Consider the following 22,172-nt stretch of genomic DNA (forward strand, 5'->3'; position numbering starts at 1 on the left):
AAGCCTGTTGAGCCAGCTTATACCGGCGTGCACCCTCTTGCTTCCACTGTCCCGCCAAACGCACCCGTTCCTCCGGACTTGAAACCGCCCACTCCCACCGCTGCCTCAACCAACGCCCATCAGCAAACGCCAGTGCAGCCACTTGAGCACGATGCGCATCCGCCCCTCTCTGCAACAAGCCATCCGATTCACGCTTAACCCTTGCAAGAGTAGCCTCCAAATCCTGCAAAGCCCTATCAGCACCCGCAACAGCCCTGTCGGCTTCCCTTAACGGCGCCAATCGGTCGCGCTCAGCCCGGCCGGCCCGCACAGACGCAGTGGCACTTGCAACACCGCTTCTCGCGGCAGTCAGCAACTTGCGCGCAGGACCCTGTTCGCCTGCAGGCCTTTGCCTTCTGCTCTGGTCTTCCAATAATGGCGGTGGTGCAGGAGATTCGATTCCAGCCCGCGCACTATGCTCTAGCAAGCCAAGCTGGCCGCCCAAAGCCACGACTCGTCGGCGCAATTGCAATAGTTGGTGTAACGATTCCGCGGGAAGCTCAGTCCGGGAAACATCCCGAAGCTGGCGTTCTAAATCTATAAGCGTAGTAATAGCCATTTGTAACTCAGAGCCTATTTGCTGGCGTTCCTCATTCCGGCGCTCCGATTCAAGCATCCGCCGGCCGCTTGAAGTAAGCCGCATAACAGCCACTTGACTGGAAGTGCGATTTGGAATGGGTTCCATTAGTGTCGGAGCAATTTGCTCCCAAGCACTCATCACTTCCCAGGCACCGGCGCGTAGCTCGCGCACAGCAGCCAGCCTAGCATGCGCTTCAGCGGCACCAGACTCAGCGACATGCTCGACATGCGCTTCAGGCTCTCCCAAATCCTCGCCCCGAAGATTGGCGCGAGCCCACGCCGCTGCAACATCCGGATCCCAATGTTCAGTGAAACGCGGGTCGCTCACATGCTGCCTGCGCCTTCTTCCGCCTTGGCCCTTGCCAGGACCCCCGCCTTCACGCGGCGGTTCACTAGCCATCCCGGTTCACCAGCCGGATTAATTCACTAGTCATCTTACTAGTCATCTTATCACATGATAAATGGTTTAATCTCCTATTTAATTCTTGGCGTGAAAGCCAAAATTGGCAAGCCAAAACGAAAACGATTTCAGTTTCGTTCGCTGTCTTTGACTCCAAGCTCGGCGCGCAAAGTCTCTCTCTCGGACTGCGATTGTTCTAGCTTGGCCTGTGCCTCGGCTATTTTCGAGGGCAGTTCATCCAATTGTGTTTCCAATCGCGCCCTAAGCCGCGGAATTTCAGCCAATTCCCGTTCGGCTAAAGCGTGGAGCCTTTCACCTTCGCGCATCCATTGCTCCGCCAAACGCGCCTTTTCCTCCGGATTTGAAACCAACCGTTCCCATCGCTGCCTGAGCCAGTGCCCATTCTTCCATGCCCGTGCCTTAACCAAGGCACGGTTCGCATTAGCCTCCCGTTGCGATAAACCATCAAATTCAAGCCGGGCTCTTTTGAGAGTAGCCTCCAAACCCTGCAAAGTTTTTTCAGCGCCTGAAACGGCCCTGTTGGCTGCCCTCAGCGGCGCCAATCGCCTGCGCTCAGCCAGCCTGCCTCTCACAAAAGTGCCAACACCTCGAATGCCGCGGCCTGTGCCGGCCAGGAGATCGCGGACGCCACGCTTGGGTGGCAATAAATTTAATCCCCTTGCCGTTCCATTGCGCGGGCGGCCCCTGCCTTGGCCCCTGCCAGGCGTCACACGCATGCCGGGTTCCTGATGCACACTAGAAAAATCCCCTGGCCCGGGAAAAACGGGTGGAATGTAAGGCGGTTGCCTTCTCCTTTCGCCCGGTAATGGTGCGGGTTCAAACCGGATAGGCGCCGTTGCGGGGTCCACGGCGCGCTGTCTGGGGCGCTGCCGGAAACCTGTTGCCGGACGGAAATCTGATTCGCTTATCACGCCGTGGTCAACAAGCACTTGACCCAAAGTCTTCCTAGGCCTTTGGGGAGGAGTTTCAGCCAAGCAAAATCACTTCAAAAAAAACCACGTTCTGCAATATCAACTTCCTTTCTGCCTATTTAATTCTTGTGTCGAAAAATTCCGTTTGTTTAAAAACCGTTTCATGGCAATTCTTTTCCGGGCTGGCAATGGCGCGGATTGAAAAAAATGGCAACTCCTTTTCACTGAAATTGTCCGAAGCCGAGGCGAAAAGCCTCAATATTGCAGAAGGCAAAAACTTTTCCGTTGCCAAAGTGCGCGACGGCCTGTTTGTTTTCGAGGAAAGCGCGGGCGAAAAGGAAAAAAATGCTTTGCTGGCGGGCAGAGGGTTCGAGCAACAGCGAGAACCCTCAACGTCGGACCCGGCGGACGAAACCGCCGAAAAAAGCAATCCTTTCGCGGAGCAGGACCGGAAAATCTTTTCCCTGCTTGAAAGCCTGCCCGCAGCCGACATAGTGGAAGGGAAATTTGAAAAGCAATTGAACAAGGAAGAGCTGGAGCGCTTCCAGTCGCTTTTGAAAGGCGGCGGAATCGAAAGGTTCAAGTCCTCGCCCAAATATTTCAAGTTCTTGTACAGGCAGGCCGCAAAACCGGCCAAAAAAAAGGAAAGCGAAAATCCTGCCGCGGAGGAAAAGGCGATTGAAGAGTATTCGCTTGAAAAGGACGGCTTTTTTGTCGCAAAAAACGAGGAGCGCGTGAAGAGAATTTCGCAGGAGTTCGAGGAAAAAATCAAGAATGGCGAAATCCGCGGCATGAAGTCGTTTGACGGAAACTATTACATTGTCGAGGACGCCCTGCTGCAGAAGCACAGGCAGAAGGTTTTGGACTGCCTGAAAGCGGAAAAGCAGGCGAGCGTCGAAACCGTTGCGCAAAAAACTTCCATAAGCAAGACGCTTGCGAAAATCTGCTGCGAGTTCCTGAAAGAGGACGGCGAAATAATGGAAAAGCGCAGGGACATGTACTCGTTCATCGAATGAAAAAAAATCGCGTTCTCATGGGAAACTTGCCCCGATTACCCTTTTATTGGCTTTCGGGCACACTCTTTTCATGGAAGTCGAATTCAGGGGCAATGAAATCGTTTTCAACCGGCCGTTGTCTTATTTGGACAAACTTGTTCTCAGGTTCGTGAAAATACTCGAAAAATCAGGCATAAGCCACGTGATAATTTCCGGCTACATTGCAATCCTTTTTGGCAGGAGCAGGAACACAGAAGATGTTGACCTGTTCATAGAGGAAACCGGTTTTGAAAAATTCTCCGCGTTGTGGTCGGAGCTTGAAAGGCAGGGCTTTGAATGCATCAACGCGTTTTCCGCGGAAAGCGCGTACAACGATTACCTGAAAGGGAAGCTTGCAATCAGGTTTGCGGAGAAAGGCGAAATCATCCCGAATTTTGAAATAAAATTTCCAAAAACAAGGCATAATGAATACTCTCTGAAAAACAAGCTGGTTGTCGTGCTGAACGGCGAAAAAATCAGCACTTCAGAATTGGAAATGCAGATAGCATTCAAGCTGAAGCTTGGAAGCCAGAAGGATTTCGAGGATGCAAGGCACTTGTACAAATTGTTTAAAGAACAACTAAACACGGGTTTATTGCAGTTGCACATATCAGACCTTGGCGTTGAAAAAGAGGCTGAGAGGATACTATGGAAAAAGTACTGAAGCTCACAAAAGATGAGCTGAAAGAGCTTGAAGAGGAAAAAAAGCGCAACTTCGAGCAGAGAATGCAGTTTATAGACCTGTACGTGGAATGGCTCAAAAAAAAGCCGAACAAGGCCTGGGCGAAAGGCCAGAACAGGCTTTTGAGCAGGGCAAAGGCTGAAACATGAAAGACGTGAAAGTGCTCATTCCCTTGCTGTCAAAACTGGAAAACAATCAGGCTTTCCTTGACAGGGCATGCGAAGGCGCAAAGGAAATAATCGTTCTGGCGGTAATCGACCGCAGTCTGATGGTGGGGCAATTCGGTTTCTGCGCTTCGGAAATGATGGCCGCCAATGACGTCATGGAGGAAATGAGGAAAGCGATCGGCCAGAAGCGCAAAACGTGCAACGACATAGTCGAATGGGGCGACACGCTCCAGAAAACCGTGAACATCGCAAAAATCCATTCGGCCGACAAAATCTTTCTCGCACGGCAGGACAACAGGTATTTTGAGGAAATCGCAGGCGGCCTGGAAAGGGAACTGGGAAAGAAAAAAATCGAAATAGTTGAAATCGCGGCGCCGCAAGCGTAAAAAAATAAAATCCCGCGGCAAAAAAACGCAAAAGCAAAACGCCTACTTTCCGAAAACGATTTTTTCGGCTTTTTTCATGTTGTCCGCGCGCTTTGCCTGGTGCGATTCAAGGAAGTCCTTGAAGTGTTCAACCGCAATCTGCTTGAGTTCGCCTGAAAGCATTCTTCCCGAACGGAATTCCTCGACGGTTTTCTCGTACTTTTTCCTGTTCGGCTGGTGGAATTTGAGCAGTTCGCATACCTTGCAGATTTCCGGGATTCCGCCCAGCCTGCGGTGCTCTTCAACCGAAGGCCTGCCGCCCGTGAAAGCCTTCTGGATTTTCTTTTCAACTTCTTTCAGGGAATCGTTGAGGAAAATCGCGGTGTGCGGCTCGGAAGAAGACATTTTAGTGCCCTCCTGCAAACCGCTTTGGTGCTCGAAGTAAACGAATGACGGAACTTCCATCGGATAGGGAAGCCTTTTCGCTATGTCCCTCACCGACCGCGCATGCGGGTCCTGGTCGAGGCCGATGCCCGTAACGGAAGGCATTTTTCCGACAAACTCCGCAAGCTGCGGATGCAAAATGTCGGCATACTGCAAAAGGTTGGCGGAAACCTTGCCCAGGTCGATGTGCCCGTAAATCGCCTCGAAGGTGTTGCGCGTGATCTTCTTGCTCAATTCGAATGCAAAATTGTAGTAGCGCGGCTTCTGCCGGCTCTGCAAATAAATGTCATCCTCGGACAGGCCGAGGGCAAGCAGGTCAGCGACATTGCTTACAGCGAATTCCCTCGCCTTTTCAAGCGATGGCACTTTCGCGTCCGGCCTGCTCACGTACGCGTCGATGTCTGAAACCGAAAAAAAGTTCACTGCGCCGTGCCTTTTGAAAAAAACGAACAAATCGACGTCCGCCTTGTGGCCAAGGTGATAGTGCCCTGACGAGGCGATGCCGGTAATGTTGATGAACGGCTTCTGGCTTTTCATCCTCGCGAAAACCTTTTCGAAGTCGCGGTGCGCAATGACAATGCTGCGCTCGAAAAAATGGTGGCCGATCTGCTTTGCCAGCCCGGGAGGAAAGGGCGTGAGGCCGAATTCCTTGAAGACGTGCGCGTAATCGGATACCTGGGCGGAACTCCATGGGTCAAGTTCGGTCATTGGAAATCAAATATAAATTACTTTACAATATTTAATAGTTGTTTTGGAGTGAACGTTTAATAGTTGTCTTGGAGTGAACGCATGGCCGGAGATTTCGTGCAGCAGCAGACAAGCCGCTTTTTCAACAGCGAAGGCGAACTGAACAAGTATGCGAGCGCGGAACGCGAATGGCTTTTCAGGGAACCGAAAAACGGGTTCCTGGACCACATAAAAAAACTGCCAAAAAATTCAAGTGTCATAGACATAGGCGGGGGCGGCGGAGTGCACTGCAACCTCATCAAAAAAACGAGGCCGGACATTGACTGCACGGTAATCGACAATTCCGGGGAAATGCTGAATTCCTGCCGGAAAAACTTTCCGGGAATCAGGACCATTCACGGCGACATCCTGAAGACAGGCCTGCCGGAAAAATACGACGTGATAATGGCGAATTTTATCCTGCACCATCTGACCGCAGACGGCAGGGAACAGACAATGCGGAATATCGGGATGGCGGTGGAAAAGATGGTTGCCGCGTCAAAAAAGGAAACCGTGTTTTTCATAAGCGAACATATTACGGGCACGCCGTTGCAGGCGCGCCTTGTCTATTTTCTCACAAAATTGTCGGGCAGAACCGGAATCAGGACGCCGCACAACAGCGGGGCGGTGGTCTACTTTTTGTCAAAAGCCGAATTCGACGGCCTGATGGAAAAAAACGGCCTCAAAAAAACAGCCGAATTCGAATACCGCTACAAAAAAGGCCTTGTGAAGACGGCGGTGGAAAAGCTGTTCGGAATGAAGACAGTTTCATTCATCCTGAAAAGAACTTCCTGAATTTGGCCGGGAGGTTGCCGGGCATCCAAGCATTTAACAATCTTACCGCGAAGTATACAAATACGGCAACCGGTGATGAGAATGGCTTTGCTTTTGCAGGACAAGGTCCTCGTGAAGGAAATGAAACTGCGCGACCAGCTTATCGGCAGGGGCTTCGGCGAACTCAAAAACCAGGTGCTTGTACTGGATTTGCACGAAGCACTTTTCCTGTCGGCAAAGGACAGGCTGGAAATCGAAAACGAAAGCGGCAAAAAAGCCGACGCCGAAGAACTGCTGAAGCTCGGGCAGAAAGCGGACAAGAAATTCTATTCAACCCACATTGTTTTCGCGGATCTGCGGGAAAGGGGCTTTGTCGTCAAGACAGGCCTGAAATTCGGCTTCGATTTCAGGGTCTATCCGCGCGGAAAAAAGCAGGGCGAAGCCCACACGCAGTGGGTCGTAAGCGTCAGCGCACAGGACGAAAAGTTTTCAATGCCGGAGCTTTCGCGCATGGTCAGGCTGGCAGGCAACATCAAGACCGAACTGCTGCAGGCAATCGTGGACGCGGAAGACGACATAAACTATTACAAGATAGAGCGCATCGTGCCATAAAGAGTTATAACAAAAAAGAAATGCCGAATTTCGCACAGCGCAAAAAATTGAAAAGCCGGAGGCATTCGCCCCCAGCCAAGAACGCATATGCGCAAAATAGCGCACCCGGCCATCACGCAGTGATGCGCCCTGGTTTCGCTCCACCAGCCGAAACCGCGTTTAGATGTCTTCCGGCCTCACCGTCTTGCGGCCGTTTGCCTCGCATCTCTTGACCGCTTTCTTTATGAGCAAGTCAACTTCAGCGCTCAAGGCATCCGGAAAATCGCCCGCGCAGTTGCAGCCTGCTGCCTTGACAGCATCCTTTACCTTGGAAGTTACAACCAAAATTTCCGCCATTCGAAATCACCCCGGAAATTAACAAAAAGTTAATTTTCAAATTAAATTGGGCAGAAAAACTATTTAAAACAATCATAACGGGCGTTCTTCAGGCTGCAGTGTCGCCGATAAAAAGGCTGTCGGACAACTGGCGGCGTTTACTGTTTCCTCATTTTTGACGGCATAATTCTCATAAATTACAACATCATATTTTCAGGATTTGGGCATAAAGCTTTATGTAAGCCGCGGCATTCTTTTCAACACTAAACAATTTAGCAGATAAAACTGAATCCGCGCACAATTTTGAACGCCTGTCAGAATCCAAGCCCATAACCCAAGCAAGCCCTTCAGCCAAACTTTCAGCATTTCCTGTTTTGGCGATAAAACCGGTTTTTTTGTGCCGGACAATTTCCGGTATGCCCCCGGCACCAAAAGCAATGACCGGCTTGCCGCATGCAAGCGCTTCCAATACCGCCAATGGCTGATTATCAACCAGCGAAGGGGCAACAAATGCGTCGCTTGCGGAAAGCAATTCCGCAATGCGGTTCTCATCAGAAACAAATCCGGTTTTCTCGCCGGTTATGCCAGCGTTTTCAAAGTCAAAATCTCCTTCGCCAATCAAAAGCACTGTCGGTTCAAGGCCCTCGGATTTTATAATTTGAAGTGCCCTCACAAGAAATGGGAGGCCCTTGAATTCATTGCTGAGGTGCGCTGCCATAAACGACAGGACAAAAGCATTTTTTGGCAGACCAAGCCCTGCCCGAACCGAATTTCTGTTTTTACGCGGGAAAAATGTTCTCGTGTCAACGCAATTCGGAATAACCGAATGGGAAAGCGGCGAAAGCAGACTTTTGCGTGCAAGGCCGCACATCCAATTCGACGGGGAAACGCACCAGACGCGCCCGGCGCATGCTTCAGCATCATTCTTCTTTATTTTCCACAAGAGCGATGCCGTGTCAATTAAAATAGGCGGGTATTCGCCCAAAAAAGGACACTTTTTACACCCGGAGAGCCATTTCTCGCACCGCCCCCCGCCCGCATAAACGCAATGGCCGGTGAAAGCCCACATGTCCCGCATTGACCAGACAACCGGCTTTTCTTTCGCTGCCTGCCGGATTATCCCAATATTCAAATAACCCCCGAGCGTGTCATGAAAATGCAGCACATCCGCTTTTCTGACAGCATCGATTTTCATCAGCCGGCTAAAAGACGGCTGAAAAAAATACTGAAGACCCGAGACATCCTCCATTTTGCTGTAGATTCTTTTCCACAATCCTTCGAAACCAAAACCGGACAAGGGAATAACATCCGGGTCGGCGGTGTATTTTGCCCCCACGACAAATTTAGAATCGTGACCAAACCCTCTCAATGCCGAATGCAGCAGGTAAGCCGATTTTGACGAGCCGCCGCCCCCCCAATCACGATTGTGAATTTGCACTATTCGCATATACGCCGCCTTCCTAGCCCAAAACTTCACCAACGGGTTTCTCCAAAAAAAACGGCCCCAATTGCACAAGCCACAATCGAAAATTTTGGTAAGCCGTGAAAAAACATTGTCCGTTTTATAAGTTAAAAATATGCATAGGTGGCATCAGAGAACATGCGAAGGTTTTTCATTCTCAAGGAAAATTTTGTTCCAGACCGCAAAAGACAAAAAGAGCCATTTTTGTGGGCCGCCCATGCGTTGTTTGTTTGCAATCATTCTTCTGACCACCGGCATATCAAAAAAATTTTCTAGCGTAGAATCTCTTTCGAAGAAAAACCTGCCCAACTGGCCGTCAAGGAAAGATGAAACCCACGGCAATTCCGGAAAACCAAAACCGGTTTTCTTGTCAAAAAGAATTGTTTCCGGAAGTTTTCCGGCAAGCGCTTTCCGGAAAATTATTTTCCTGCGCGAACCAGAATGCTTCAAATTAAATGGTATTGACATGGCATGGCTTGCAAAACCCTCATCCAAAAGCGGAACCCTGACTTCGAGCGAATTGTTCATTGACATCCTGTCAACCTTCACAAGAAGGTCATCGGGCAAATAAGTTTTCAAATCCTGGAAAAGCACCCTGTTCAGTCCCTCGCGTTTCGGCAAAGAATCACCGTATGCAAAAACAGCCTTTTTGGTCGAATAGCTTTCACGCGGCACGCCGTAAACAAACTGGTTTTTGCCTAAATCAAATTGAATTTTGCGGTAAAAATGCAAATCACGCGGGCAATGTGAGTGAAACCTAAAATATTCATATAGCCGTGAGTTAAGCCCCGGAGAAACTTTGCCTAAAATGCGGCGAAAAAAAGCATTATACGTCAGGGAAGCCCCGCCCCACAACCGCCGAAACTTGTTGGAAAATAGCACATCATAGTTCGGATAGCCTGCAAAAAGCTCGTCGCCGCCATCACCTGCAAGAACACATTTGACATGTCTGGCCGCCAGTCCGGAAACTGCGTTTGTCGGAACCGCGGAATCGTCATAAAAAGGCTGGCCAAACCTGGCGATCAATAATGGAAAATCTTCCAAATGTTTTTTCCCAACCAAAATCTCGTGGTGTTTTGTGCCTAAAGCGGACGCGACAAGCCTTGCGTTCGGGAGTTCGCACTCATCACCTTCAAAGCCTGCTGAAAAGGTATTGAGATTATCAGCATTCTGGGTCGCCGCCCATGTCACCGCGCTGGAATCAACCCCGCCACTGAGAAAAACTCCGACAGGCGTGTCGGCAACCAGTTGGCTTTCAACCGAACGTGAAAGCAGTTCAGGAATGCGCGCAATCGACTCGGCTTCACCGCCAAATTTTGACGGACCAGATGCAAGATTGGAGAATTGCCCCCGCCCAACCGTTTTTTCGGCTACATTGATTTCCAGGAAATGCCCCGGCAAAAGCGACCGTATCCTCGAAAAAATCGTTTTGGGCGACAAAACGTAACCCAAAGTAAAGTAATCGGCCATTGCATCCGAATCTATTGATTTGTCAAACTGCGGGGCAAGCGTAAGCGGCTTTATTTCCGAGGAAAACAAAAATGAATCGCCATAATCTGAGTAAAACAGGGGTTTTATCCCGAACTGGTCGCGTGCAAGCAGGACACGCGTTCTACCGGAATCAAAAAGTGCGAAGGCAAACTGACCGCGCAGTTTCCCAAAAAAGGAGTCGCCGAACTCCTCATAAGCGTGAACGATTGTTTCGGTGTCGGTTTTTGTGTAAAATCTGTGCCCACTGTCTTCAAGAAGTGCCCGCAGTTCCACGAAATTGAAAATTTCGCCGTTGAAAACAACCGCAATGCTTTTGTCCTCATTGAAAATAGGCTGGTTTCCGCCGGCAATGTCTATTATGCTCAACCGCTGGCTCGCCAAACTGACCTTGGCGTCATAAAAAAAACCTTTTCCGTCCGGACCGCGATGCTCCTGCAAGCTTGCCATCCGCTTAAGCAGACCCTTGTCCTCAAACCCGACAAAACCGCAGATGCCGCACAAAATCAAACACCTACTTTACCATACGCTCAAAAAATTCTTCAAATTGCCTTACAACCAAGGGAACATCAAAATCTTTTGCCCTTTTTTTCGCATTGGCTGAAAGGCGGCGGTGAAGGCGTTTGTCCGACAAAACCCTGACAACAGCTTTGGCCATGGCATCCGGATTGCCAACAGGGACGAGCAAGCCATTCCTGCCATGCGAAATAATTTCCTTTGGACCGGACTTGCAGTCGGCTGAAACCACCGGAATGCCCAAAGCCATTGCTTCAAGAACAACGTTGGGAAGCCCTTCATAACGCGAGGATAGAACAAAAACATCCGCTTTCGAAAAAAACTTCCACGGATTCGATTGCCACCCCACAAAATCGACAAAATCCCGGACACCAAAACGCTCAGACAAAGCCAAAAGCGCTGCCAACTCAGGCCCCTCGCCAACAATAACAAGCCTGCAGTCAACATGACGGCGAACCAAACAAAAAGCATCCAACAAAATATCAAAACCCTTCTGCGGGACAAGCCTGCCGCACGCGACAATTATTGGCGGGTTATGTGCGGAAACCCGGGAGCGGTCAACTTTTTCTTTGCCGGCTTTTAAAACTGCGCCAATGTCAACAGGGTTGTAAATAGTGAAAACCTTGGCTGACGGCAAACCATAAACGCTGACAAGGGCGTTCGCAGTTTCTTTTGAATTTGTGATAATCGCATCCGCCACGGGATAAAGCTTGCGGATAATTGCCGGCTCACTATCAGGCTCAAGCGGAGAAAAAGCCCTCTCGCTGACAATGGATTTGTATCCAAAAAACGGGGAAGAAAAAACAGCCAAAAAATTTGGCAAAGGCAAGAGGCTGAAAACAATATCTGGCTTATCCCGCCCAAAAAAGTCGATAAGAGACCTTATGTGGAAAAAAAAACCAAAACTCAAATAGGCCGGGTAAGCGGCCTTTTTGGAGTTAGTATAACAAAAAACTGCACGCAAATCATTAACAAATTTTAAACAAATAGAATAAAGTTTCAAAAAAAATTTCAGACAAAAAAACTTAAAGCCGACATTAAGGCGGAGAAACTTCACCCCGACATCAAGCGGATAGTGTTTCCCGCTAACCAAGGCAACAATTGTAACATCGAATTTTTTTTTGTCGAGGTTGTTAGCCAAAACCTGCACAAACCGTTCAGCGCCTCCGGAATAGAGGTCATATAAAAAAAATGATATTTTGATTCGTTTGCTCGCCATTCAAGTTAATTTAAAAGCCTTAAAATTTAAAACACATACCAAGAAATGCGTTAAAATACTAGTTTAAATAACAAAATTCCAATACAACGGGGAAAAAAGACGGCAACATGGGCGTCAAGGCAGACATGCTTTCCGGCAAATTTCCGCGGGCAACACTTTTCACGGTCTCCATTTTGGGCATATTTCTAATTTCAGCCATATCCGATCCGATGCTTGCTATTGCAACGGGGGTGGCATTTTTTGCGCTCGCATTCCATGACCGGAAAACAGCCATGCTTTTGACGATATTTCTCACACCAGTATCAATCGAAACAAAAACATCATTCGGGCAGACTTTTTTTATCCTGCCGGAAATAATGCTTTTCGCAATTGTGTTGGCGTGGGTCTTGAAATCGCCAAAACTGGCATAACAGGCATATCGCAAAAAATGTGACCAAAAGGGAAACGCTGAAGGCATATTTGTCAGAATTTTGCCAAACATAAAAGGCGGCAATTTTTATCCAATCGAAATAGAAGTCTACGACAATAGCATCCGGGAGGGAATACAATTGGACAAGATTTTCCTGTTCAAAAGGCTTGCCAACACAGAAGAAGATTTTGCGACAAGAAATCTTGTCTTCGAAAAATGCTTTGAAAGATTCCTGAAAAGCCCCATTGCCGGGCCCGATAAAGAGTCGTTCAACCAGGAATTTTTGGCCAAAAAAATCGACGACATTGTTTATCTTCATCCGTTCATTTTGACATGGCTTGGCAACTGGGAAAAAAGCGCAGAACAAAAAACCTGTCCGCCGAATTCGCACAACGTTTTCATGCAAATGCTGATTGACGGCGGAATCATTGCACTTATTGCGTTTCTGTGGCTGTTTTTTGAAGCCGTAAGAGGCGTTTAAAATCATTAAAATATGCTGAAACCAGCGGTGAGTTGGCTATTTCTGCTGCACTGGCAGCAGCGCTCGCCGCATTTATTATAGGCGGCATGTTCGAGAACGTTCTTTTCTGGCAGAACAACATCCTGCTTTTCTGGCTCGCCCTTGCCATTATTGAAATAATCCAAAAAAGAAAGAATAAATAACCAGAAAACCAATTATTTTCCCGGATGAAGCTTACAAAAGCGGAAGCCGGCACAATAATTCTGCTGGCCGCCACAATAGGGTTCTTTCTGCCCCTTGAAATGGCGTTAGCCACGGTTGTTTCCGCGGTCGTGGCAATACTCCTCTTCAAAAACTACCATTTCGCGGTTCTTCTCCTTCTGATAGTCGGCTATGCGGGAATAACACCGGCAGGCCTTCTGCAATCCGCGGTACCGCTGAACAAAATAATATTTGCCATCCTGGCTTTTTTCTTTGTAGCGGAGTATTTCATTAAAAAGGAAAAAAAACTTTTTTTCCCAAACCAGCTTTTTGCGGTCATCGGATTCATGTCGGTTGCTGCAATATCAACGATTCTTGGCACGGCCGGCGGAACTCTTAGCTTTTTTTTGGATCCGAAAATGGCACTCACCCTGATTTTCATGATATACCTGACAAGAAACATGAAAGCGGCAAAAAACACTTTTTGGGTCCTGTCGGCAATAATAATCATTTTCGCCGGCTTGAGCCTTGCCAGCGGCGGAATATTTGAAGGCGGAGGCATAGAATTTATCGACAGATTAGAAAACCGGAATACGCTTGGCATAAACCTCTTGCCGCTGATGCCATTGGCTTTTGCGATGCTACTCATAACTAACAAAGAAACCAAGCCGTTTGAAGGAATACCAAAAAAAGCGTTCCTCCTGCTGGCAGTCCTTGCGGTATTCGTCGTGATATTTGTGACAGGTTCAAGAGGCAGCATTATAGGTGTCGCGGCCATGCTCCCAATGCTTTTCTACTATTTTCCAAAACAGAAAATATGGCCGGTCATTGCAATAATTCTGCTTGTTTCTGCGCCATTCTTTTATTGGAAAGTCGAAGACGTTGTGAGCCGGGTCCAAGGCTTGGGTGCGCTAGCAGGCGAAACCGGAAATTCGCAATTCACGGGAGCCCATTCGATCGAAGAAAGAAAAAATATGCTTTTTGATGCGCTTAGCATCTTCTTAGCAAACCCTTTTATGGGGGCCGGCTATGACACATCAAGATATCTATTAGGGCTTAAAGGGTACTATAAAAATCTGGAAAAAACAGGGGAACTTGTCAACTACCAGGATGCGCACAACATTTACGCGGAAGTCCTCGCCGAAACAGGCATAATCGGATTCATATTCTACGCAATGATAATAGCGTTCTCGTTCTGGGATATTGGCCGAGCGGAAAAAAATTTCACAGAAAAAGGCGAAAACGATGGCGCCACCATGGCAAAATGCCTGCGGGTTTCACTTGTCGGAATGCTTGTTTTAGGGTTTGCCGGAAACGAACCGTTCTATCTAATATTCATTATTTTGGTCGCGCTTGGAATCATCCTGAGGCAGGTTTCAATAGATTTAAATAAGGAAAAACAGTATGAATTAGGGTCGGCTGGGCACTTTTAGGCGGGAACTATGGAATTGGTGGACAAACACGGCAAACTGTTCGGCAAAGCAAATGTTGTCGACGTTCTGATAGTTGTTGCACTTATACTGGGAGCCTATACAGCATACACATTCCTATTCGGCTTGGACAAGCCCACATATGTGACAATCCTTTCAAAAAACCAGCCGAGCTGGGTTTACAAAAACATACGTGTCGGAGACAAAGAACTCGGATATTTCACGGGCAGGGAGCTCGGCGAAGTTGTCGGCATTGAGCAAATACCATCGTTCCAGAACAAGGCCGATCTAGTGGTTGTAATGAAAATTGACGCTTCAAACAAGAACGGGGTTTTGTTTTACAAGGATGTCATAATCAACATAGGCAAACCCATCAAGATAAGCCTCGGAAACGTTTATCTGAATGGCCAGATAATCGGATTGGGCGAAACAAAGCCGCAGACCACGGTCCAACCAGATGAAAAAATAATCGAAGCCCGGGCCGAAGGCGTTTCATCTGAAGTCGCCGCGGAATTCTTCAATGGCAAGACTATTGAGCAAGGCGGGCAAAAAATTTTCGAAATATTGGACATAGAAAAAATCGCGACCGATTATAAAACTTATAACATCGTCATGAAATTTTTGATTGAAACAAAACGTTTTGACGAACGGCTTGTTTTCGGCGGGCAGACGATCAGAAAAGGCGACAATTTCGAGATTGACGATGGCGGCATTCAACTTAAAACAAAAATAGTCGACGTTTTGCCTTTTGAGGAAAAAAACAAGCGCCTTGCTGAAACTAAGACCTTCAAGATAGTTGATTTGGAAGCCTGGGATTTCCCGCTTAGCACAGCCAGATACCTTCTTCCAGGAAGCGGCGAAACTGACTCTGACATGGAAAAGGTTTCTGAAATAAAGGAAATAAGCGGCGAGAAAACAACGGACGGGATTGCACACGTGAGGCTCAAAGCAGAAATACAGGTCGAAATTAAAAAGGGAGTTCCGATGTACAAAAACGAGCAGCTCAATATTGGCGACACCATCAGCATAAATATACCAAATGCAACGATTTCCGGCGCCATACGCGGAATTTACAATAGCATGGAAGAAATACCGAAAAGCGAGACATTTTACAAAACCGTGACACTGAAAGCCAGAAATATAAATCCTTGGACTGCCGGCAAAATAGCTGCGGGTGATACCGAAACCAGCCTTGGCGGCGGCATAATTATAAGCAAAATCTTGGAAAAGTCTGAAAAGCCGGCTGAAATAATAACAACATCCGACAGCGGGCAAATATTGAAAACTATTCACCCGGAAAACAAGGATTTGGATCTGAAAGCAGAACTGCTTCTCAAAAAAGACGAATACGGCCAAACCACATTCAAGGGAAAATTCATAAAAACCGGGTATGAAATTTTCCTCAGCTTTGATAACGCCAACATAACCGCGGCAATTGTGGATATAAAATGAGCATGGAAAGGGCGGTCGAAGACAGCCGGATAGTAAAAATGGTTTCAGAGGCATCAGAAGCCTACGAAAACTCATTATTTTTGAAAAAAATACTCTGGTTAAAACATTTATCGGGCGGCTACTCGGAGAAAACTGCTGGGTGGCGTCCGATTGCATGGGCAAAAAAAAGCATTGCGAAGTTTTATGCGATGAACGCCTTTGAAAACAGCCGCATAGTAAAAAGATCGCTTCAAATTATTGAATCAACCGCAGAAAACACGTTTTGGGTGCTGTCAAAGGCTGCGAGACCAAGTTTGGGTGCAAAAATCTCAGCAGAACTTGAAAAAAAACCATTTACATATCTTGGGCTTGTATCTCTTACGATACTTGCAATCAACACTATTGCCAGCGTAGCCTTTGACAACCAGGGTTTTCCCAGAGATGCTAGAATGAGAATTATCCTGGCGCTGCTTTTTTTTGCATGCACAAAAATAAGGTACAGCTACCAAGAAATAAGAAAACACAGCAAAATCGTTTCTGTTGCGGACGCTTGGTGGCAAAAGCAAAAAGCCGCTTGTTGAAGCGCCCATTACAAAACTTTTCTTGGAAGCGCACGATGGATAAGCTCTTTGAGAAACGCTTAGCTGGCGGCAAAACAAAAAACCGATGACGCTTTTCCGCCGACCAAGCATTTAAAATCCATTCGCCAGACAATTAAATTGAAGAAAAAACCGGCATTCTTTGCTTTTTTTATGGGGGTATTTTATGACTGATTCGAAGAACCAGACCGAGGAAATGGCCAAGGAGATAGTCGAAGGCGAGCTGAAAGCAGAAGAGCAGGCCGCGGAAGCATCGGGCGAGGAAGATGAAGGAACCGTTGATGAAAGCAAACTGCCTTTCCCGCGCGCAACCATCGTCAACATGATGAGAAAGCACCTGTCGCAGGGCAAGCAGATAAAAGGCCAGGTGAAGGACGAGATGAACATCTGGCTCGGAAAAATGGTTGAAAGGATTGCGAAAAAAATGGACGCATACCCGTACACTTATGTGGACTATTCGATGTTCAGGGAAGCCGTTGAAACCTATGAAAAAGTGCAGGACATCGAGCTTGAAAAGGAGCGCATAATAAAATACCTTGAAAAAATCAAGGCGGACTGCGATTCATTGGCAAGGGAAGTCGACAGGAAATTCGAACTCTGAAAAAAAAAAGAATTCACTTGCTTTCTTTCAGGCGCCTGAACCTGCGCTTCAGCCGCCGGCCAAGCCTCCCGAACAGCACCGAAAACTGGGCAAATATTATTTTCAGGTCAAACAAAAAAGACCGCTTTTCAAGGTAGAGCAGGTCAAGCGCGAGCTTTTCCTTTGGCTTCGTGCTTGAAACGCCTTTCGCCTGCGCCAAACCCGTGAGACCGGGTTTCGCTTCAAGCCGCTTTTTCCAGCCGGACAATTTCCTGGCAAACCGCCGGTGAAAAAACGGCCTTTCCGGGCGCGGGCCGACAAAGCTCATTTCGCCAAGCAGAATGTTCCACAGCTGCGGCAGCTCGTCAAGGTAGTAGCGGCGCAAAAGCCTTCCGGTGCGCGTCTGCCTCGGATCATTCCATTTTGAAAGCCTCGGCCCTTCATCCTCGGCGCCCTCGACCATGGTCCTGAATTTTATGCACGAAAATTTTTTGCCCCCGAAACCAAGGCGCTCCTGCACGAAAAAAACTTTGCCATGCGAGTCAAGCTTTATTGCCATGCCGATTACGGCAAATGCCGGCAGGAGAAAAACCAGCGAAACCAGCGAAACCGAAAAATCAAAAAACCGCTTCAGCAACCGCACCACGCAGACACATTGGAAAACAGAAGAAAAGAAATGCTTTGCCCTACGCCGGCCGGGCGGGGATTGACTCAAGTTCGCGCGCATACCTGCGGAGAAGCTTTTTCCGGTCAAAATGCGCTTCAGCAAAAGCCCTTCCTTTCCTGCCGAGCCGTTCCCTGCGCCGCGCGTCTTTTTTGATGCGTATTACGGCATCAGCAAACCCGCGCGCGGTTTCCGCAACAACGATTCCGGAACTCCTCTTCAAAATTCCGGAAAGCGCCCCGGAATTCGAGACAACCGGCTTTCCGCAGGCAAGGTATTCAAGGCACTTGTTAGGAATGAAACTCAGGCCGGAAACCTTTTCAATCATTGAATTCACGCAGACATCGGCCTGCATCAGAAGCTCCGGAAGGGCGGCTTTGGGGATGACCGGCAGGAAGAGCACGTTGCCTAGACGATTGGTTTTTGCAAAAGCCTTCAGGCCGGCTTTTCCGCTGCCGTCGCCCACAAGCACGAAAAGCAGTTCCTTATCATGGCGCAAAAGGACCGCGGCTTCAAGCACGCGCTGAAGACCGTAAAACCGGCCCATGGGTCCCGCATACATCACGACAAACTTTTTCCAGCGCCGCTTTGCGGGCTTTTTGCCTGCAAACAAATCCAGGCTGACGCCGTTCGGAATCACAAGCACTTTTCCCGACCCGATTCCGGTTTTCAGGATTTCTTTCCTGAATTCATTGGTGACGCAGACAATCCTGTCAGCAGACCTGTACAAAAGCCGCTCAATAAAGTTCCCAAGCCGCGCTAACAAGCCATTGCGCAGGGCGCCCATCAAGACAGGCACAAGCGGCCACAGGTCCCTGACCTCTAAAACAAACCTGGCGCGCCTAGCCTTGGCAATGGCCAGGCCCGCAAGCCCGGACTGCAATGGCGGGGAACTCGCCAGGACAACATCAATCCGGGGGATTTTAAAGGAGGCAAAAAACGCGCCCAGCATGAAAGACTGCTGCGCCAAAAGCCTTCCGAAAAAGCCAGCGTGATGCGAACCTAGAACATTGCAATAAATGACCTGAAGGTTCCTGCGCAGGACAACTTTTGTCACGCCGCGCTTTTTGTCGGTCATATAGTTCCTGTTTCCGGCCAGCACCCAGACAGTGTGACCGGCTTCCGCAAGAAAAACCGCCAAATCAAATGGCTTCGACGAACCCGGCTCGCCGGGAAGCGTGAAATGCTTGTGAATAATCAGAATATTCAAAAAAACCACCAAATAAGGCAATGTATTTAATAGCAACAATCTAAAAAATTATTAGGATTGACTCAATGACCCGTATGCATATTACCTGTTTGAATGGCTTTTTGATGGGAAAAGAAAGCGGCGGAGCAAAAAGAATCAATTATATTACACGGAATCTTTCAAGGCATTTTACCGTGACCAGAATGGACTTTGCCAGCACCATAAAACTGGTGAAGCCAGCGGAGGAAACAATCTTGAACAAAAGCCTCACAAGATATGGCTTGCCACAAAGTCCAATTCTTAACGGGAGCCTGAAGGCAATTGGCGTGCCGTATGGCGTGAGACAGCATTATTGCTCTGGCGGATGGTCGTTGCCTTCGAAGGTCATGGAAAAGGCAGGCAGCCCAGACATTATACAGGTTGAATTCCCGTACCTGTTCGAATTCGCGGCAAAAAAATTCCCCGGCAAAAAAATTGTGCTTTCCGAGCATAACGTGGAACTTGACATGCAGCCCATCATCGCAAAAGAGCACAAGATTAGAAAATTTTTTTATGCAAAAATTGAGGAAATAGAAAGAAATGCCGTTCAAAGTTCCGACGCAATTGTCACGGTTTCTGCGGAAGACGGACGAAGGATTTGCAGGCATTACAGCATAAAAAAAGGCAAAATAATCGTTTGCCCGAACGGCGCCGATACAAGGGAAATCGTGCCGGCTACAGCGGAACAAAAAAATGATGCAAAAAAAGCAATCGGAATAGGCCCGGAAAAAAAAGTGATACTATTCTGCGGCTCAAAATATGCCCCGAACAACGAGGCTGTGCGGGTCATCGAGCAAATTTCAAAGTCCGCGCCAAGGGAATACGTCTTTCTGATTGTCGGGCAAAGCGGGCTGCATAAAGGGCGGGAAAACAAAATTGTCAGGACTGGCTATGTCCCAGACATCAAGCCGTATTTTCAGGCGGCGGACCTTGCAATAAACCCAGTTTTGGATGGCGGGGGCTCAAACGTAAAGATGTTCGAATACATGGCCGCCGGTCTGCCGATAGTTTCTACACCCGTCGGGAGACGTGGCATAGAAGCCAAAAACGGAAAGCATTTGGTCCTGTCGGAAGAAAAATATTTTGCAGAAAATATCGAACTAATTGCATCTGACGAAAACCTGTGCGACAAAATAGGCAAAAATGCCAGAAGGCTTGCTGAACAGAAATATGACTGGGAAAAAACAACCTATCCGCTTGTAAAAAAATACAGGCAAATGCTGAAAAAATAGCAGAAGGCAGAAAATGGGAAATGAGATAGCCAACCTGGAAAAAAGCGGCCGTGGGGCGTTCGTAACGGCAGTCATCCTACTTTACAACAGCCGAAACCATGTAATGAATTGTATTGAATCTTTCAGAAACCTGGATTACAAAAACTTTCAAATAATTGTTGTTGATAATTACTCTGTTGACGGAAGCCTTGACGTTGTCAGACAAAAATACCCGTCAATAAGGACAATAAAAAACGAAAAAAACCTTGGCTATGCTGCCGGAAATAACATCGGCATAATGGAGGCTCTCAAAGACAAAAAAACAAAATATGTTTACATTACCAACCCGGACATTTTACAGGAAAGGGGCACACTTGGAAAACTCGTTAGAAGAGCCGAACAAGAAAAAGACTGCGGCATCATCGGACCAGTCATATACGAAAGCGCTTCCGGCGGGGTGGAATTTGCCGGCGCCACAATCGACAATGCGACTGGAAAAATAACTTTTTTACATCAAAAACCGAAAAAGGCGCTTGAAAGCCTTTACGCGATGGGCTGCGCAATGCTTGTAAACAGGAAAGTGTTTGAAAAAATAGGCTTGTTTGATCCCGACTATTTCTGCTACTGGGAAGAAACGGATTTTTGCATGCGTGCAAAAAAAGCAGGATTCAGAGTGTTGGTGACACCTGAAACCACAATAATCCACAAAGGCATTGAAGAGAAAGAAAAGGATTTATGGCACAATCTGGAAAAAAACTATTTTTTGTCAAAAAACTATTTTCGTTTTGTCAAAAATAATATTGAAAAACGCAGGCACAAGGAATTTATACTGGCTTTTTTAACCACGACATTTCTGAAAAAAATTAAAGCCGGGGCATTAAAAGCTGACTTTGCTACAATTTTAGGGACGCTTGCAGGAACCACTAAAGGGGCGATAGAATTCTGCCTACATTAAGTTCAATGTGGGTTGCATGACTATCCCCTTAAAAAAAAAACGGAAACTGACTGCGATGACCAGAAATCACCTGATCCTCTCGAACACGCTTCCGGAAAGGCACCCGTACGCGCTCCTGCTTTACTCCGGACTCAGGAAACACGGATTTGAAGTGCAAAGCCCGCAGAACAGGGCGGGCGTGCGCCTTTGCGCGGAGATTGCGGCAATTTTCCCTAAAACCCGCATCGTGCATTTGCACTGGATAGAGCACGTTTTCAGCGGCGGGCCCGGAAAATTCCCCGCCATGGCCGGGATTGTCATGGCATCGGCGTTCCTGTGCTTTCTTGCGCTCGCAAAGTTTCTCGGCAAAAAAATCGTCATAACAATCCACAACGTCGAACCGCACAGGACGCTTTTTCCGCGGCTGGAAAAAGAAGTGTTCGGCCTCGCCATAAGGATTGCCGACGCGGTGATAGTGCACAATGCCTGGAGCAAAAGGAAGGCAGTTGCTGTTTACCGGCTGAACGGGCGCCAGGCGGGAAAAATCAGCGTGATACCGCACGGTAATTTCATCGGATACTACAAAAATTCCGCGGGCAGGAAAAAGGCGAGGGCATCGCTTCAAATCCCGCAAAACTGTTTTGTGCTCCTGGTTTTCGGCGAAATGCGCGAACAGAAGGGCATTGCCGTGTTCCTGAAGGCGGCCGGGAACGCCATAAAAAAGGACAAGGGCATTTTTGTGGTGTTTGCCGGCAGGTGCCTCGAGGACAGAGTGAAAGAATCCATTTTGTCGTTTGCGGAAAAGTTTAAGGGAAACTGCATTGCAAGGCTTGAATTCATTCCAGATGCGGAAGTGCGGGCGTTCATCAACGCGGCCGACGCCGGAGTGCTGCCATACGAGAGGGTTTCAACGTCTGGCGCGCTGATACTGTTCATGTCCTGCAACAAGGCGGTAATCGCGCCAAAACTCGGGCCGGTGACGGAACTGCTCGGCGCATATCCGCTTCTTTTCAAGCCGAAAAACGCGAAAAGCCTTGAGAGGGCAATCTTCAAATCTAAAAAATTGCGTCTGGAAAAAATCGGGGAAGGCCTCCGCGCAAAATCCAAACGGCTCGGATGGAAAACAATTTCCGGGTCGACGGCCAGATTATTCGAAAAAATCCTGGACAGAAGGCGGGGCGGGCAGAAACCGGGCCGGCGGAAAAGCCGGCGGCCGGCTGGAAAACCAAAAACAATGCTTAAAGCCAGAACGGCCAAGAGCATAACCTAAG

Annotated in this window: 24 protein-coding genes; 15 read left to right on the forward strand and 9 right to left on the reverse strand. The window is 48.1% G+C overall.

Annotation, left to right across the window (positions count from 1 at the left end; all coding sequences use genetic code 11):
* Nucleotides 1-1,146: 1,146 nt before the first annotated feature.
* A complete protein-coding gene (locus tag HY394_04495; GenBank protein MBI4053271.1) occupies nucleotides 1,147-1,581 on the reverse strand; it encodes a hypothetical protein in 435 nt (144 codons plus the stop codon).
* A 557-nt stretch (nucleotides 1,582-2,138) separates the two neighbouring features.
* Here HY394_04495 and HY394_04500 point away from each other — a divergent pair.
* From HY394_04500 to HY394_04515, 4 genes are all read left to right on the forward strand, one after another.
* The gene (locus HY394_04500; protein ID MBI4053272.1) at nucleotides 2,139-2,966 is read left to right on the forward strand and encodes a hypothetical protein; all 828 of its coding nucleotides are present in this window, start codon (nucleotides 2,139-2,141) and stop codon (nucleotides 2,964-2,966) included.
* A gap of 70 nt (nucleotides 2,967-3,036) precedes the next feature.
* Nucleotides 3,037-3,648: a nucleotidyltransferase gene (locus HY394_04505; protein ID MBI4053273.1), complete on the forward strand. Its 612-nt coding sequence runs from the start codon at nucleotides 3,037-3,039 to the stop codon at nucleotides 3,646-3,648.
* Nucleotides 3,633-3,815, forward strand: a complete 183-nt coding sequence (locus HY394_04510; GenBank protein ID MBI4053274.1) for a hypothetical protein — start codon at nucleotides 3,633-3,635, stop codon at nucleotides 3,813-3,815. The genes HY394_04505 and HY394_04510 overlap by 16 nt, the downstream gene beginning before the upstream one ends.
* The gene (locus tag HY394_04515; GenBank protein MBI4053275.1) at nucleotides 3,812-4,219 is read left to right on the forward strand and encodes a hypothetical protein; all 408 of its coding nucleotides are present in this window, start codon (nucleotides 3,812-3,814) and stop codon (nucleotides 4,217-4,219) included. The genes HY394_04510 and HY394_04515 overlap by 4 nt, the downstream gene beginning before the upstream one ends.
* Before the next feature lie 42 nt (nucleotides 4,220-4,261).
* Here the strand turns inward: HY394_04515 and trpS are convergent, their stop codons facing one another.
* Entirely contained in the window at nucleotides 4,262-5,350 is a 1,089-nt protein-coding gene (gene trpS, locus HY394_04520; GenBank protein ID MBI4053276.1) for a tryptophan--tRNA ligase, read from the reverse strand.
* A gap of 81 nt (nucleotides 5,351-5,431) precedes the next feature.
* On the opposite strand from trpS, the gene HY394_04525 reads away from it, so the two are divergent.
* Nucleotides 5,432-6,163, forward strand: a complete 732-nt coding sequence (locus HY394_04525; protein ID MBI4053277.1) for a class I SAM-dependent methyltransferase — start codon at nucleotides 5,432-5,434, stop codon at nucleotides 6,161-6,163.
* A gap of 81 nt (nucleotides 6,164-6,244) precedes the next feature.
* Entirely contained in the window at nucleotides 6,245-6,754 is a 510-nt protein-coding gene (gene endA, locus HY394_04530; GenBank protein MBI4053278.1) for a tRNA-intron lyase, read from the forward strand.
* Between the two features lie 159 nt (nucleotides 6,755-6,913).
* Here endA and HY394_04535 read toward each other — a convergent pair whose 3' ends face one another.
* The 5 genes from HY394_04535 to HY394_04555 form a co-directional block, all read right to left on the reverse strand.
* The gene (locus HY394_04535) at nucleotides 6,914-7,090 is read right to left on the reverse strand and encodes a DUF1931 domain-containing protein (GenBank protein MBI4053279.1); all 177 of its coding nucleotides are present in this window, start codon (nucleotides 7,088-7,090) and stop codon (nucleotides 6,914-6,916) included.
* A 184-nt stretch (nucleotides 7,091-7,274) separates the two neighbouring features.
* Nucleotides 7,275-8,264 carry a glycosyltransferase gene (locus HY394_04540; GenBank protein MBI4053280.1) on the reverse strand — a complete coding sequence of 330 codons (990 nt, stop codon included), beginning with the start codon at nucleotides 8,262-8,264 and terminating at the stop codon, nucleotides 7,275-7,277.
* Between the two features lie 396 nt (nucleotides 8,265-8,660).
* Nucleotides 8,661-10,529 carry an asparagine synthase (glutamine-hydrolyzing) gene (asnB, locus tag HY394_04545; GenBank protein ID MBI4053281.1) on the reverse strand — a complete coding sequence of 623 codons (1,869 nt, stop codon included), beginning with the start codon at nucleotides 10,527-10,529 and terminating at the stop codon, nucleotides 8,661-8,663.
* Between the two features lie 4 nt (nucleotides 10,530-10,533).
* Nucleotides 10,534-11,754: a glycosyltransferase gene (locus HY394_04550; GenBank protein MBI4053282.1), complete on the reverse strand. Its 1,221-nt coding sequence runs from the start codon at nucleotides 11,752-11,754 to the stop codon at nucleotides 10,534-10,536.
* A 58-nt stretch (nucleotides 11,755-11,812) separates the two neighbouring features.
* On the reverse strand, nucleotides 11,813-12,235 hold the full coding sequence (locus HY394_04555) for a hypothetical protein (protein MBI4053283.1): 423 nt from the start codon (nucleotides 12,233-12,235) through the stop codon (nucleotides 11,813-11,815).
* On the opposite strand from HY394_04555, the gene HY394_04560 reads away from it, so the two are divergent.
* The 6 genes from HY394_04560 (at nucleotide 12,225) to HY394_04585 (ending at nucleotide 16,885) form a co-directional block, all read left to right on the forward strand.
* Nucleotides 12,225-12,644, forward strand: a complete 420-nt coding sequence (locus HY394_04560; protein MBI4053284.1) for a hypothetical protein — start codon at nucleotides 12,225-12,227, stop codon at nucleotides 12,642-12,644. The genes HY394_04555 and HY394_04560 overlap by 11 nt on opposite strands.
* Before the next feature lie 32 nt (nucleotides 12,645-12,676).
* Nucleotides 12,677-12,826 (forward strand): hypothetical protein, encoded by a 150-nt coding sequence (locus tag HY394_04565; protein ID MBI4053285.1) that lies wholly within the window; start codon nucleotides 12,677-12,679, stop codon nucleotides 12,824-12,826.
* Between the two features lie 345 nt (nucleotides 12,827-13,171).
* Complete coding sequence (locus HY394_04570) at nucleotides 13,172-14,257, forward strand: O-antigen ligase family protein (protein ID MBI4053286.1); 1,086 nt, start codon at nucleotides 13,172-13,174, stop codon at nucleotides 14,255-14,257.
* 9 nt (nucleotides 14,258-14,266) lie between these two features.
* Entirely contained in the window at nucleotides 14,267-15,706 is a 1,440-nt protein-coding gene (locus tag HY394_04575; protein ID MBI4053287.1) for a hypothetical protein, read from the forward strand.
* Nucleotides 15,703-16,266: a hypothetical protein gene (locus HY394_04580; GenBank protein MBI4053288.1), complete on the forward strand. Its 564-nt coding sequence runs from the start codon at nucleotides 15,703-15,705 to the stop codon at nucleotides 16,264-16,266. The genes HY394_04575 and HY394_04580 overlap by 4 nt, the downstream gene beginning before the upstream one ends.
* Before the next feature lie 184 nt (nucleotides 16,267-16,450).
* Nucleotides 16,451-16,885 carry a hypothetical protein gene (locus tag HY394_04585; GenBank protein ID MBI4053289.1) on the forward strand — a complete coding sequence of 145 codons (435 nt, stop codon included), beginning with the start codon at nucleotides 16,451-16,453 and terminating at the stop codon, nucleotides 16,883-16,885.
* Nucleotides 16,886-16,898: 13 nt separating this feature from the next.
* On the opposite strand, the gene HY394_04590 is transcribed toward HY394_04585, so the two are convergent.
* Both HY394_04590 and HY394_04595 read right to left on the reverse strand, forming a co-directional pair.
* Entirely contained in the window at nucleotides 16,899-17,510 is a 612-nt protein-coding gene (locus HY394_04590; protein ID MBI4053290.1) for a sugar transferase, read from the reverse strand.
* A 40-nt stretch (nucleotides 17,511-17,550) separates the two neighbouring features.
* A complete protein-coding gene (locus tag HY394_04595; GenBank protein MBI4053291.1) occupies nucleotides 17,551-18,738 on the reverse strand; it encodes a glycosyltransferase family 4 protein in 1,188 nt (395 codons plus the stop codon).
* A 182-nt stretch (nucleotides 18,739-18,920) separates the two neighbouring features.
* Here HY394_04595 and HY394_04600 point away from each other — a divergent pair, with 182 nt between their 5' ends.
* The 3 genes from HY394_04600 to HY394_04610 are packed head-to-tail and all read left to right on the forward strand — an operon-like array spanning nucleotide 18,921 to nucleotide 22,171.
* On the forward strand, nucleotides 18,921-19,988 hold the full coding sequence (locus HY394_04600) for a glycosyltransferase family 4 protein (protein MBI4053292.1): 1,068 nt from the start codon (nucleotides 18,921-18,923) through the stop codon (nucleotides 19,986-19,988).
* A 13-nt stretch (nucleotides 19,989-20,001) separates the two neighbouring features.
* Nucleotides 20,002-20,922: a glycosyltransferase family 2 protein gene (locus HY394_04605; GenBank protein ID MBI4053293.1), complete on the forward strand. Its 921-nt coding sequence runs from the start codon at nucleotides 20,002-20,004 to the stop codon at nucleotides 20,920-20,922.
* 55 nt (nucleotides 20,923-20,977) lie between these two features.
* Nucleotides 20,978-22,171, forward strand: coding sequence for a glycosyltransferase (locus tag HY394_04610; GenBank protein ID MBI4053294.1), 1,194 nt, complete (start codon nucleotides 20,978-20,980; stop codon nucleotides 22,169-22,171).
* The last annotated feature ends 1 nt before the right edge of the window (nucleotide 22,172 follow it).

It is taken from the genome of Candidatus Diapherotrites archaeon, from assembly GCA_016205145.1.
Taxonomy (GTDB): Archaea; Iainarchaeota; Iainarchaeia; order Iainarchaeales; family JACQJH01; genus JACQJH01.

Bases quoted from the DNA above. Each gene is read 5' to 3' on its own strand.
- HY394_04500 (MBI4053272.1), top strand. From the start codon at position 2,139: ATGGCGCGGATTGAAAAAAATGGCAACTCCTTTTCACTGAAATTGTCC.
- HY394_04505 (MBI4053273.1), top strand. From the start codon at position 3,037: ATGGAAGTCGAATTCAGGGGCAATGAAATCGTTTTCAACCGGCCGTTG.
- HY394_04510 (MBI4053274.1), top strand. From the start codon at position 3,633: ATGGAAAAAGTACTGAAGCTCACAAAAGATGAGCTGAAAGAGCTTGAA.
- HY394_04515 (MBI4053275.1), top strand. From the start codon at position 3,812: ATGAAAGACGTGAAAGTGCTCATTCCCTTGCTGTCAAAACTGGAAAAC.
- trpS (MBI4053276.1), bottom strand. From the start codon at position 5,350: ATGACCGAACTTGACCCATGGAGTTCCGCCCAGGTATCCGATTACGCG.
- HY394_04525 (MBI4053277.1), top strand. From the start codon at position 5,432: ATGGCCGGAGATTTCGTGCAGCAGCAGACAAGCCGCTTTTTCAACAGC.
- endA (MBI4053278.1), top strand. From the start codon at position 6,245: ATGGCTTTGCTTTTGCAGGACAAGGTCCTCGTGAAGGAAATGAAACTG.
- HY394_04535 (MBI4053279.1), bottom strand. From the start codon at position 7,090: ATGGCGGAAATTTTGGTTGTAACTTCCAAGGTAAAGGATGCTGTCAAG.
- HY394_04540 (MBI4053280.1), bottom strand. From the start codon at position 8,264: ATGAAAATCGATGCTGTCAGAAAAGCGGATGTGCTGCATTTTCATGAC.
- HY394_04550 (MBI4053282.1), bottom strand. From the start codon at position 11,754: ATGGCGAGCAAACGAATCAAAATATCATTTTTTTTATATGACCTCTAT.
- HY394_04555 (MBI4053283.1), bottom strand. From the start codon at position 12,235: ATGTTTGGCAAAATTCTGACAAATATGCCTTCAGCGTTTCCCTTTTGG.
- HY394_04570 (MBI4053286.1), top strand. From the start codon at position 13,172: ATGTCGGTTGCTGCAATATCAACGATTCTTGGCACGGCCGGCGGAACT.
- HY394_04575 (MBI4053287.1), top strand. From the start codon at position 14,267: ATGGAATTGGTGGACAAACACGGCAAACTGTTCGGCAAAGCAAATGTT.
- HY394_04580 (MBI4053288.1), top strand. From the start codon at position 15,703: ATGAGCATGGAAAGGGCGGTCGAAGACAGCCGGATAGTAAAAATGGTT.
- HY394_04585 (MBI4053289.1), top strand. From the start codon at position 16,451: ATGACTGATTCGAAGAACCAGACCGAGGAAATGGCCAAGGAGATAGTC.
- HY394_04600 (MBI4053292.1), top strand. From the start codon at position 18,921: ATGGACTTTGCCAGCACCATAAAACTGGTGAAGCCAGCGGAGGAAACA.
- HY394_04605 (MBI4053293.1), top strand. From the start codon at position 20,002: ATGGGAAATGAGATAGCCAACCTGGAAAAAAGCGGCCGTGGGGCGTTC.
- HY394_04610 (MBI4053294.1), top strand. From the start codon at position 20,978: ATGACCAGAAATCACCTGATCCTCTCGAACACGCTTCCGGAAAGGCAC.